Below are 11,847 nucleotides of genomic sequence, written 5' to 3'. Positions count from 1 at the left end.
CCGTGCTCGCCGCGTCGCAGGATCGTCCGCCGCGCGCAGAAACGCCCTCCTCGCACGAGAACCCGCCGGTCGTCGCGCTCTGGTAGAACGACGACGCGGTGCGGTCGGATCGTGCGGGTTCCGGGCGGGGGCGGCTCGGCGGGCCGCCCCCGCGTGGTCGTTCCGGTCAGGCCGAAGAGGTGCGGTCGGAGCCGCCCAGTGCCGCGCGCAGGAATTCGATCTGGAGCAGCAGCAGGTTCTCCGACGTGGTCTCGTCGGTGGGCATGTGACTCACGCCGGGCAGCGACAGCATGGTGTGCGGGCGTGCCGCCGCCTGCAGCGCCGCCGACAGGCGCAGCGAATGCGCGGGGAAGACGTTGTCGTCGACGGTGCCGTGCAGCAGCAGCAGCGGTCGGCGCAGGTTCTCCGCGTCGTCGGCGAGCGAACTCGCGGCGTAGTCGCGCGGGTTCCGCGCGGGGTCGCCGAGGTAGCGCTCGGTGTAGTGGGTGTCGTAGAGCCGCCAGTCGGTGACGGGGGCGCCCGCGATGGCGGCGTGGAACACGTCGGGACGGCGCAGCACCGCGAGCGCGGCCAGGTAGCCGCCGAAGGACCAGCCGCGGATCGCGACCCGATTCAGGTCGATCTCGGGGCGCTGCTCGGCCAGCGCGTGCAGCGCGTCGACCTGGTCCTGCAGCGGCGGTTCCGCCAGGTCGCCGCTGATCGCGCGATCCCAGGAGGGACCGCGGCCGGTCATGCCGCGGCCGTCGACGACGACCACCGCGTAACCCTGGTCGGCGAACCACTGGGAGGTCAGATAACCCTGCCGCCGGGCGAGCACGCGCTGCGCCTGCGGCCCGCCGTAGGGATCGAGCAGCACCGGCAGCGGCCCGTCGGCGGCGGTGTGGCCCTGCGGCAGCAGCAGCGCGGTCCGGAGCTCGCGATCACCGAGCCGCAGCAGCTCCACGTTGGGCGTGATCGACGGGGTCTCCGGGTGGGAGCGGATCTCGCCGAGGGTGCGTTCGCCGTCGGCCACGCGGAAGCGGGAGTGCTGGGACTCCAGACCGGCGTGGGCGAGCAGGGTGGTCGTCCCGGTGCGGACTGCGCTGTGCACGCCGGGTTCGGTGCTGACGCGCTCGGCGCCGTCGGCGGTGCAGCGGTACAGGTGGATCTCGGCGGGGTCCTCGGCGGAGGCGGAGATCAGGACGTCGTCGCCGATGTCGATGATCGACCGCACTTGCAGCGACTCCGGAGTCCACGGCACGTCGCCGACGAACAGGCGGTAGCTGTCGCCGTCGACGCCGATGCGGACGAGCTCGCCGCCGGGGTGCCAGGCCGGCCAGCCGGGCTTGATCTCGATCCAGTGCTCGTCGGTGTCGCGGTGCACTTCGCGAGTGCGTCCGGTGGCGGGGTCGACCGCCAGCACCAGCTGGACTCGCTGGTCCCGGCTCTGCACCGCGATCAGCGGTGGCCCGCCGCGGGACCAGTGCGCGGTGACCAGGTACGGGTGGGCTTCGCGGTCCCATTCGACGTCGACGGGCGCGGTGTCCACGCCGAGCACGGCGAGGCGGACCTCGGCGTTTGCGGTGCCCGCCGCGGGGTAGCGCAGGGTTCGGGGTGGTTTCGCGGGGTCTGCCGGGTCGGCGAGGTACCAGTGCTGCACGGGTTCTTCGTCCACGCGGGCCGCGAGCACCGCGGTGCCTTCCGGGGACCACCAGTAGCCGCGGTAGCGGGCCATCTCCTCGGCCGCGATGAACTCGGCGGCTCCCCAGCTGATGGTGTCGGTCTCGGGTTCGGCCAAGGCCCGGTCACCGCTGCCGTCGGTGCCGATCAGGCGCAGCGCCCCGCCGGAGAGGTAGGCGACCCACCGGCCGTGCGGGTCCGGCCGCGGATCGGCGACGGGCTGCTGAGCGGGCAGTTCGCGGACGGCCGCGGTGCTCAGGTCGGCGTGGAACAGCCTGCCGGACAGGGTGAACGCCACTTGGGTCCCGGTGCTGTCGGTGGCGTAGCCGGTGATGCCGGTGGCGCGTTCCCGGGACCGTTCGCGACGGGCCTGCTCCTCGTCGGAGACCTCGTCGTCGATGAGCAGCGTGGCCGGATCGGCGACCAGCGCCTCGGTGCCGGTCGTGACGTCCCAGCGCCAGAGGGCGTTGCTGCGGTCCGTTCCGCTGGCGGAGCGCAGGAACAGCACTGTCTTGCCATCGGGGGTGATGGTGAAGGTCCGCGGCACGCCGAGGGTGAAGCCCTGGGTGCGCGCGCTGTGGCGGGGGAACGACGGAACGGACGGCATACCTGCACTTTGCCAGCTTTCAGGGCAGGAGCGGGAGCCAGGTCGCGTCGGCGTGTCGGCTCTTGATCAAAGTATTGACAACCTACGTTGGCCGACGGAATCGTTCACGGCGGGTGTTCGTGCGAGTTCGGTGCGTGTCGAGGAGGACCGAGTGGCGATCCGGTGGTCCCGAGTGCGGGGAATCCTGTTCGCGCTGCCGATCCTGCTGGCCGCCACGGCATCCGGCTCCGCCGCCGCACCGCGGCCCGCCAGTGACGCGACCTACTACAACGACGCGGCGCTGCCCGCGGCCGACCCGTTCGTGCTGCGGGATCCGAGCAGCGGCGACTACTTCGCCTACTCGACCGACGGCGCCGACCCCGGTCACGAATTCGCGATCTACCGGTCGCCGGATCTGGTGACGTGGCAACGACTTCCCGGTGGCGCGCTGGACATGAGCGACGGCGACCAGTGGGGCCGGGACTGGTTCTGGGCGCCGGAGGTCTACCACAACCCCGCCACGGGCCGGTACTTCCTGTTCTACTCGGCGCGGTTGCGCGACGGCGTCGCCGAGCACTTCGGCTACGCCGACTTCGAGGAACCCAGCAAGGTGGGCGTCGCGGTGTCCGACTCGCCCGCCGGACCCTTCCACAACATCACGCCGGGGCCGATCGACTACCACCCCTACGATCCCGATTACCACGACGTGAACCTCATCATGGACGCCGAGCAGAAGAAGCCGCCGGCGACCCTGGAGGAGGGCCGGACGGCGCCGCTGGGCACCTACATCCCGTTCATCGACCCGAACGTGTTCTTCGACGACGGGCGGATCTTCCTGTACTACTCCCGCAACGCCTACCGGAACTGGGTGTGGGACCACGAGCTCGGGAAGTACGTCGAGGAGTCCAACGTCCTGGTCGTGGAACTGACCTCGGAGTGGTGGAACGACCCTTCGGGCACGACGATGCCGCAGATCACGCCGGGCTACCGCGACACCAACCGGGCGCCGGACGATCCGCCGGGGGTGCGCAAGGACGGGTTCACCCCGATCATCGACTACGGCTCCGACCCGCAGCAGTGGGAGAACGCGCACGTCGACGACTACGCCGAGACCGGCGGCGCGGAGAAGGACCGGCGGTGGTCGGAGGGCTCCACGGTGGTCCGGACGACGACCCGGGAGGGCAAGCCGCGCTACTTCCTGACGTATTCGGCGAACAACTTCGCCAACAGCTTCTACGGCGTGGGCTACGCGGTGGCCGACGATCCGCTCGGGCCGTGGCGCAAGAGCCCGGCGAATCCGGTGCTGTCGCAGGACGAACAGCTGGGCATGTACTCCACCGGGCACGGCAGCGTGATCTCCTCGCCGGACGCGGCAGAGCTGTACTACGTCCACCACGGGCGGCCTTCCGCGGAGATCGACCGCAGGCTCTACACGTCGCGGTTGCGCCTCGACCCGGACCGGTCGTCGCTGCGCATCGACGGGACGACCCAGGATCGGCCGGTTCCGTCCGGGGTCGCGCCGTATTCGCTGATCGCGGATCGGCCGCTGGTCGACGTCAGCGGTGGCCGGGGTGAGGTCGGCTGGCGCGTCGACACCGCGTCCGGGACGGCGATGCCGTTGGGGAACTCGCTGAACCGGGTGGAGCCCCAGGTCGATCCGGCGAGCGGGCTGACGGTGGAACCCGCCGGGGACGGGGCCGTGGTGCTCGGTTCGCCGGACGGGGTGGTCCCGTTGCGGTTGAGCTACCAGCGCCGGCTCGCCGCCGGTCCGCACGCCGAGGTGAACCAGGACGCGGGGCCGGTGGCGATCACGGTCCCGGTCGCGGACTGCGCGACGACGGTGACCGGGGAGCAGGCGGACGTCGTGGTCTCCGAGGGCGTGACGTGTCTCGTGGACGCGCGGGTCCGCGGCTCGGTGCGGGTCGCCGCAGGGGCGTCGTTGATCGCGGTGAACTCGACGGTCGACGGGGCGGTGCGCGCCGAATCGCCCGGTGCGGTGTGGCTTTCGGGAGGATCGATCGGCGGGCCGGTCCGGGTGCGCGGTGCGGTGGGGCCGGTGCGGGTCGACGGTGTCGAGGTGACGGGTTCGGTGACGTTGACCGGCAACGCCGGTCCGGTCGTCGCGGGCTCCTCCATCGGAGGGGCGTTGCGCTGCTGGCGCAACGAGCCCGCGCCGGTCGACGAGGGCCGGGCCAACGAGGTGCGCGGGGCAGTCCGGGGGCAGTGCGGCGAGCTGTAGTTCTCCTTGCTGCGCGGTGGATTCCGCTGATGTCCGCCAGTCGGTATCCGCGTCGATGGCGCGTGCGCGATGCCGGGTTTTTCTCCCCCGCAGGAGTTATTCGCCGGTGTGTCGGACGGGGGTGCGGGGCGGCGGGTTCCTACGTTCGCGGTGCCCGAAACGCCCCTCGCACCGCGTCGCCCCGGCGGTGGTGCCGTCCGGATGAGAGCTGTCCATGGATCTCACGGTCGTCGTTCCCTGCTTCAACGAACAAGACGGAATTCCCCGCCTGCACGCGGAATTGCTGCGGGTGCTGCCCGGCGTAGCCCCCGACTACGAGGTGGTCGCCGTCGATGACGGCAGCACCGACCGGACCCTGCCGAGGCTGCGCGAACTCGCTGCGTCCGATCCGCGGTTCCGGTACCTGTCGTTGAGCCGCAACTTCGGCAAGGAGGCCGCGGTGCTGGCCGGGCTGCGGCGCGCGCACGGCCGACGTGTCGTGATCATGGACGCGGATCTGCAGCATCCACCGGAATTGCTGGGGCGGATGCTGGCGGTGCTGGACTCCGGCCACGACCAGGTCGTGGCCTGCCGGGACCGCTCCGGTGAGCCGTTGTCGCGACGGCTGCCCGCGCGGTTCTTCTACCGGCTGCTCAACAGGTTCTGCGAGGTCCGGGTGCCCGATGGCGCCGGTGATTTCCGGATGCTGACCCGGCGGGCGGTGCAGGCGCTGCTCGCGCTGCCCGAACAGCACCGGTTCTCCAAGGGCCTGTTCGCGTGGATCGGGTTCGACACCGCGCACGTGCCGTTCCGGGGCGGTGCCCGGCAGGGCGGGCGGTCGCGGTGGACGTGGCGGGCGCTCGTCGAGCACGGCGCGGACGGCTTGTTCTCCTTCCACCGCAAGCCGTTGCGCGGTGCGGGCTGCGTCGGCGCGCTCGTCGCCACGGCGGGCGCGGTCCAGGCGTTGCGAGAGCTGGCGGGCGGCGGGCCGCTGCTGGCGCCGGTGCTGCTGTGCGCGGCCGGGGTGCAGATGCTGCTGCTCGGCGTGGTCGGGGAGTACCTGGGCCGGATCCACCTGGAAACGATGGGGCGGCCGCACTTCCTGGTGAAGGAGTCCGGCGGTCTCGCGCGCGGGATCGGTGGCTCGGCGGGCGATCGCGGGTACGACGCGCTGTGCGCGGCGTCCGCCGAGCGGGTGTAGGCGATGTCGGCGAACACGGGTGGGCGGCCCCTGCTGCGCTTCGCCGGTGTGGGCGGGGTGAACACCGCCGTGCACTACGGCGTCTACAGCGGACTGTCCGCGGTGACGCCGGTGCTGTCGGCGCACGTGGCCGCGACCGTCACCGCGATGGGCTGCTCGTACCTGCTGAACTGCCGGTTCACCTTCGGTGTGGCGCCGAGCGCGCGGTCATTGCTGTGGTATCCGTTGTCGCACCTGGGAGATCTCGTCGCCGGTACGGCCGCGATGGCGGCGCTGACCGGGGTGGCGGGGATCGACGCGCGGGTGGCGACGGTCGCGGCTGGCGTGGTCGCGATGCCCGCCACCTTCCTGATCACCCGTGCCGTGCTGATCCGCGGCGCGCGGGGCGACGGGAGACCGCGATGAGGGCGCCGATCGTGGCAGTCCCGTGGCGGCGGGATCTCGGCGCCGCGTGCGGGGTGGCGGTGGTCGTGGCGCTGCTGGCGCAGTTGCCGGTGCTGGTGAATCCGGCGTTCTACTTCTGGGACGACAGCGCCGCGCAGTTCCTGCCGATGTGGCACCGGCTGGGCGAGCGGCTGCTCGCCGGGCAGTGGCCGCCGCTGCTGGAACCGGACTCGTGGATGGGCGGAGACCTCGCGGCGGAGGCGTTGTTCGGCGTGTGGAATCCCGTGCACCTGGCGGAATTCGTGCTCGTCGTGGCCCTCGGCGACCTGGCGGTCGCGGCCGTCGTGGTCAAGACGCAGTTCCTGGTGCTGCTGGGAGTGGGTGCGCACGTGCTGTGCCGGGAGTACGGGGCTTCCCGCCCGGTGGCCGCGGTGTTCGGTGTGGCACTGCCGGTGTCCGGTTTTGTGCTGTACTTCCAGGCGGCCACCTGGGCGGGCGGGTTGATGGGCTTGGCCTGGGTGCCGTGGGCGTGGTGGGCGCTGCGGCGGGCCGGTCGCGATCGCGCACCGGTGTGGGCGGCGTTCGCGTTCGGCTACCTGTGCGTGTCGGCCGGTGATCCGTACGCGGTGCTCGCGCTGGTGCTGATCGGCGCAGGGTTGCTGCTGGAGCTCAGGTTCGCGCGGATCGGGGTGCGGCGGTTGCTGCTCGCGATCGCGTCGGTGGCGATGGTGGTGCCGCTGGTGTTCGCGCCGGTGCTGGCGACCGCGCCCGTCGGCTGGCGCACGGGACTGCTGCTGTTCAACGCGGGACTGCTGGCTCCGGACCCGGGTGATCTGCTGAACCTGAGCGTCGCCGGGTTCGTGCCGCAGATCCGCTCGTTCGGCTCGTTCCGGATGACGGTGCCAGCGCTGTACTTCACCTGGTTCGCGCTGCCGTTGGCCCCGTGGCTGGACTGGCGGGCGGTGCGGGCGCGGCGGTGCGCGGGCGTGTTCGTCGTCGCCGGTGCGGGCGTGCTGCTGTGCCTCGGTCCGTCGCAGGTGGGGATGCTGCGGTGGCCGCTCCGGTACCTCCCCGTCGTGTACCTGGCGCTGGCGGTCGTGCTCGCGGTGGCGTTGAGCGCGGGATTGCGGACCGATCACCGCCGGACCCGGACGCTGATCACGTTGCTCGCCGTGTCGCTGTGCGGGTACTTGTCGTTCGCGGCGTGGCCTTCGCTGTGGGCTCGGCACGCCGTGTCGGTGGTGCTGATGGCCTCGGTGCTCGGCTTGGCGGCGCTGGGACGTCGTGCGCTCGTGCCGTGGGGTTTGCAGCTGGGCACGGTCGTCGCGCTGGTGTTCCAGGTGTGCTGGTTCCCGGCGAACCACGACGTCGCCGTGTACTCCTTCCCCTCCGACGTGCGGCGGATCCGCGCGGACTTCGCGCACCTGCGTTCGGGAACGGTCGTGCAGATCGCCGACCGGTCGCGCATCGCGGCGCGGGACGTCGAGTCGGGTGCGGCGTGGCGGCAGCTGCTGTTCGGGAACATGCACGCGGTGGCCGGGGTGCCGAGCCTGGTGTCCTACACCGGGATCGGATTCCGCGCGCTGCACGAACGGCTGTGCCTGGGGTACTTCGGAGCGCAGTGCCCGGACGCGTACCGCCGGTTGTGGGAGGCGGACGAGGTCGGTGCGCCGTTGGCGGACCAGTTGCGGGTGCGCCACGTCGTGGTGCAGCGCCGCTCCCTCGACCTCCCGGTCGCGCCGCCCGGCTGGCGGGTGGTGCACCGGGACGCGGACGTCACCCGCTTGCAGCGGTCGGAGCCGATGCCGTGGCCGGCGGGCCGGCTGAGCGTGGCCTCCGACGTGCGCGTGCTCGCCGACCACGAACGCTCGGCGCGGTCCGAACAGGTGCGCTTCGACCGCGCGGGGCCGCGGGCGCAGCTCGTGTTCGCCCGCTTGGCCTGGCCCGGATATCGCGCCACCGCGGGCGGTGCGGAGTTGCCGGTCCGCGCGACCTCCGCGGGGCTCGTGCGCGTCGAGCTTCCCGAAGGAACCCGCGCGGGCACGGTGCGGCTGGAGTGGAGCCCGCCGGGATACCGAGCGGGGATCGTGCTGGCACTCGCCGGGGCGCTGCTGGCGTCGTTGGCCGGTAGGAGGTGGGTCTGATGCGGGGAGGCCTTCGTGGTGCGGTCCTGGCGGTGGCGGCGTGTGTGCTGCTGTCGTTCGCCCCGACGCCCGGAGCGGCGGAGACAGGCGGGGCGCGGTACGTGCAGGTGGTGGCGCATCCCGACGACGACATCCTGTTCATGAACCCGGACCTCCGCACGGCCGTGCGCTCCGGGGCGCCGGTGACCACGGTGTACCTGACGGCGGGGGAGAGCGATGTGCGGCCCGCCGAACCGTACGCCGCCGGTCGGCAGGCCGGGAGCCGCGCCGCGTTCGCGGCGATGGCGGCGGTGCCCGACGAGTGGGAACGCACGGCCATCGAGCTCCTGCCCGGCCGGTTCGCCGAGGTGCACGTGCTGCGGGCGCGCCCGGCGATCCGGTTGGTGTTCTTGAACCTGCCGGACGACAACGATCCGCTCGCAGTGGGCGGAAAGCACGCGTTGAGTCGATTGTGGACGGACGGGGGCTCGGTGCGCACCGTGGTGCCGGCGGGTGCCACGCTGCCCGGCCCGTCCGAGTACGGCCGGGAGCGGTTGATCAGCGCGTTGGCCGAGTTGCTGCGCCGGTACGACCCGACGGTCCTGCGGACGCAGGACCCGTTGCCGGACCCCCGGTACCAAGCGCACTGGGACGCCCACGACCACCCGGACCACGTGGCGACCACCCGGTTCGCGACGGCGGCAGCGGCGCGGCACGACGGGCCGGTGCGCGTGGTGCACTACCGCGGTTACAACGTCGCCGACGCCGCGCCGAACCTCTCACCCGACGTCGTGGAGACCAAGCGGCGGACCTTCGCGCGCTACGCGCCGCACGATCCGCTGGTCGGGCTCGGCGAACCGTACGGGACTTGGTTGCGCAGCATGCGCTACCGCTGGCCCGCGAGCGCGCACCAGGTCGAGCGGGACGGGCTCGGACGCCTGCACTTCGCCGACGTGCGCCGTGGACGACTGCTGCTCGGCGAACGGGCCGGGTCGCGGATCGAGCCGGTTCCGCTGCCCGCGCCTCCGGTGGGGCCCGGTGACGTCGCGTTCGCGCCGGACGGGGACGGGCTCCGCGTGGTGGTGCGGGACTTCCGGAGCGGGGCCTCGTACTCGACGAGCCAGGACTCGGACGGGCGCTGGAGGCCGCGGTGGCGGACCGTGGCACCACCAGGAGACGGGGCGGCGCTGGGAAGAGCGGCCATCACGTCCACAGTGGACGGTCGAATGGTGGTGGCGCGTACGGACGCGCGATCCGGAGTGCACGCCCGGATCGGCGACGGACCGTGGATTCGGCTCCACGCCGAGGACGTCGGCGATGTCGCGGTGGTCCGCGGGCGAGGCGGGATCGTGCACGTCTTCGCCGCCACACCCGACGGCATGGCGCACTGGGAGTCCGCCGGGGACGATTTCGCGCCCGCGCAGGTCCCGCTCGGGCTGCGCCCGGCCGGGCCGATCGAGGCCACGGCCGCCCCGGACGGCACGGCGCTGCTCGCGTTCCGGCAGGCCGAGGACGGCGTGGTCGTGGTGCTCGCCGAATCGGATGAGCCCGGAGGTGGCTGGCGGGTCCGGGCGCGGCTGCGCTCCTCCGGTGGCGGATCCGGCCCGGCACTGGCCGCGCCGAGCCCGACGAACCTGGTGCTGGCCGTGCGCACCGGCCTCGGCGGCACGGAGGTGTTCAGCCTGAGCCCGCGTGGAGTGCGCCGGACCGTGCTCGGTGGGGCGGTGGCGGACCGGCCGTCGCTTAGCGCCGACGGCACGCTGGCGGCCACCGCCGACGACGGCGCACTGCTGGTGAGCGAGCCCGGGGCCGACGGCGGGTACCGGCAGTGGGAACGGCTCGCGGCACCCGGTCCGGCCGGGCGGCCGGGACGAGGCGAGCGCACCAGCCGGAACGGCGCGACCGGTGACCGCCGCCTCCGCGGGCGGCTCCGGCTCGGGAACACCGCGCAGTGTGGTCCTGCGGTATCGGAAAATACCAATATCAATGTTAAAGATGCCAGGTCGACTGTGAACGCCGGTGCCGGGCGCGGCCGTGCGAGCGCGGGATCAGCCCAGTGCGACGAGGCGCACCTCGGAGTGCTCGCGCATCGACTCCACGAGCGCCGGATCGAACTCCCCGGCCAGCAGCACGTGGTCGAAGTCGGCGACCGGGGCGAGCCGGTGCAGCGCGGCGCGGCCGACCTTGCTCGCATCCATCAGCAGCACCCGCGTGCTGGCGCTGCTGATCATCGCCCGCTTCACCAGCACGATCTCCTGTTCCTGGTGGAAGGTCATCTCGGCGTTCATCGCCGAGGTGGACAGGAACATCAGGTCCACCGACAGCCCGCTGATCATCTCCTGGCAGGGCAGTCCGATGAACGAGTCGTGCGTGCGGGAGTACTCGCCGCCGATGCTGATCAACCGGATGTCCGGAGCCTCCCGCAGCGTCTCGTGCACCTGTCGGTAATTGCTGACCACGGTCAGCGGGCCGACATCGGGCAGCAGGCGGGCCAGGGCGAGCGCCGTCGTCGAGTCGTCCAGCAGCACCGACATGCCCGGAGCGATCAGGGGCAGCGCGGCGGCGGCCAGCGCTTCCTTCTCCTTGGTGTGGGTGTGCAGGCGGAAGTCCGAGCTGCTCTCGAACACGGTGGAGGGTTGCGCGGAGACGCCGCCGTGGAACTTGCGCAGCAGTCCGCGGCTGACCAGGTCGTCGATGTCGCGGTGCACCGTCATCAGGCTGACCCCGGTCAGCGCGGACAGCTCCGCGGCGCTGGCGAAGCCGCCCTCGACGACGTGGTCGATGATCTGCTGCTGGCGCAGGAGCCGGGGGGACTGCTTCTTGGGTGCGGACGCCATGGCCGCCATCTTGCCTCCTTGCTGCACTGGACCGTGGGACCGGCTGAAAGTCGGCCAAGTATCATCGATGTAGTGACATTTAACTACCCCGGTGTTAATTTGAGCGCCGTCGCCGAACGGGTGGGAGGTACACCGATGACGCAGCCCGACCGCGCGCCGGGCGCGCACCGAGCGGTCGTCTTCGACATGGACGGCGTCCTGGTCGACAGCGAACACCTGTGGGAGCGGATGTGGGCGCGCTTCGCCGCCGCCCGCGGCCAGACCTGGACGGCGGAGCAGACCCGCCAGGTGCAGGGCATGAGCGCTCCGGAGTGGTCGGCGTTCCTGGCCCGGTTCAGCCTCGCCGAAGAACCCGCCTCGGAGACCGAGCGCATCGTGGTCGACGACATGATCGCTGCCCTGGAGGCGGGAGAGATCGAGCTGCTGCCCGGTGCCGAACGCATGGTGCTGGAGGTGTCGGACCGAGTGGTGATCGGCCTGGCCTCATCGGCTCCGCGCAGGCTCATCGACGCAGTGCTCGACCTGCACGCGCTGAGCGACTGCTTCAGCGCGACCGTGTCCAGCGCCGAGGTGCCGCGCGGGAAACCGAGCCCCGACGTGTACCTGGCTGCGGCGAACAAGCTGGGCAGGCACCCGCGAGAATGCTTGGCCGTGGAGGACTCCAGCAACGGCCTGCGCTCCGCCGCGGCGGCCGAGATGACGGTCGTGGCCATCCCCAGCGCCGACTACCCACCTGCCGAGGACGCGTTGACCGGCGCGTCCTTCGTGGCCGCGGACCTCGACGAAGTGCGCGTCCGGCTGCTCGAATCGTTGACGACGCCCGTTGCGGGCTGACCGAC

General features: G+C 72.1%; 7 protein-coding genes and 1 pseudogene. 6 read left to right on the top strand and 2 right to left on the bottom strand.

Translation table 11 applies throughout. The annotated features are described in order from the left end of the window. Window positions 1–166: 166 nt before the first annotated feature. Window positions 167–2,266, bottom strand: coding sequence for a S9 family peptidase (locus tag ACWD38_RS19530; RefSeq protein WP_184480514.1), 2,100 nt, complete (start codon window positions 2,264–2,266; stop codon window positions 167–169). Window positions 2,267–2,417: 151 nt separating this feature from the next. Here ACWD38_RS19530 and ACWD38_RS19525 point away from each other — a divergent pair, with 151 nt between their 5' ends. The 5 genes and pseudogenes from ACWD38_RS19525 to ACWD38_RS19505 form a co-directional block, all read left to right on the top strand. Further along, entirely contained in the window at window positions 2,418–4,484 is a 2,067-nt protein-coding gene (locus ACWD38_RS19525; RefSeq protein WP_450124614.1) for a glycoside hydrolase family 43 protein, read from the top strand. A 214-nt stretch (window positions 4,485–4,698) separates the two neighbouring features. Beyond that, window positions 4,699–5,664, top strand: a complete 966-nt coding sequence (locus ACWD38_RS19520; protein ID WP_184480510.1) for a glycosyltransferase family 2 protein — start codon at window positions 4,699–4,701, stop codon at window positions 5,662–5,664. A gap of 3 nt (window positions 5,665–5,667) precedes the next feature. Further along, window positions 5,668–6,069, top strand: a complete 402-nt coding sequence (locus tag ACWD38_RS19515) for a GtrA family protein (RefSeq protein WP_246456972.1) — start codon at window positions 5,668–5,670, stop codon at window positions 6,067–6,069. Beyond that, window positions 6,066–8,192, top strand: coding sequence for a GtrA family protein (locus ACWD38_RS19510; RefSeq protein ID WP_450124613.1), 2,127 nt, complete (start codon window positions 6,066–6,068; stop codon window positions 8,190–8,192). Before ACWD38_RS19515 ends, ACWD38_RS19510 begins: the two co-directional genes overlap by 4 nt. After that, window positions 8,192–8,863: pseudogene (locus tag ACWD38_RS19505) on the top strand (PIG-L family deacetylase); the annotation flags it as partial. The gene ACWD38_RS19510 and the pseudogene ACWD38_RS19505, both read left to right, overlap by 1 nt. 1,356 nt (window positions 8,864–10,219) lie before the next feature. On the opposite strand, the gene ACWD38_RS19500 reads toward ACWD38_RS19505, so the two are convergent. Continuing rightward, window positions 10,220–11,008, bottom strand: a complete 789-nt coding sequence (locus ACWD38_RS19500; RefSeq protein WP_450124620.1) for a DeoR/GlpR family DNA-binding transcription regulator — start codon at window positions 11,006–11,008, stop codon at window positions 10,220–10,222. Between the two features lie 135 nt (window positions 11,009–11,143). On the opposite strand from ACWD38_RS19500, the gene ACWD38_RS19495 reads away from it, so the two are divergent. Next, on the top strand, window positions 11,144–11,842 hold the full coding sequence (locus tag ACWD38_RS19495; RefSeq protein WP_450124619.1) for an HAD family hydrolase: 699 nt from the start codon (window positions 11,144–11,146) through the stop codon (window positions 11,840–11,842). Window positions 11,843–11,847: the final 5 nt, after the last annotated feature.

This window comes from Saccharopolyspora sp. NPDC002578 (assembly GCF_053592695.1).
The sequence above is the reverse complement of the archived record's forward strand: the minus strand, read 5'-3'. Positions and strand labels throughout refer to the sequence as shown.

Excerpts from the sequence above, each read along its gene's own strand:
- ACWD38_RS19530 (WP_184480514.1), bottom strand. The coding sequence starts at position 2,266 with ATGCCGTCCGTTCCGTCGTTCCCCCGCCACAGCGCGCGCACCCAGGGC.
- ACWD38_RS19520 (WP_184480510.1), top strand. The coding sequence starts at position 4,699 with ATGGATCTCACGGTCGTCGTTCCCTGCTTCAACGAACAAGACGGAATT.
- ACWD38_RS19515 (WP_246456972.1), top strand. The coding sequence starts at position 5,668 with ATGTCGGCGAACACGGGTGGGCGGCCCCTGCTGCGCTTCGCCGGTGTG.
- ACWD38_RS19510 (WP_450124613.1), top strand. The coding sequence starts at position 6,066 with ATGAGGGCGCCGATCGTGGCAGTCCCGTGGCGGCGGGATCTCGGCGCC.
- ACWD38_RS19500 (WP_450124620.1), bottom strand. The coding sequence starts at position 11,008 with ATGGCGTCCGCACCCAAGAAGCAGTCCCCCCGGCTCCTGCGCCAGCAG.
- ACWD38_RS19495 (WP_450124619.1), top strand. The coding sequence starts at position 11,144 with ATGACGCAGCCCGACCGCGCGCCGGGCGCGCACCGAGCGGTCGTCTTC.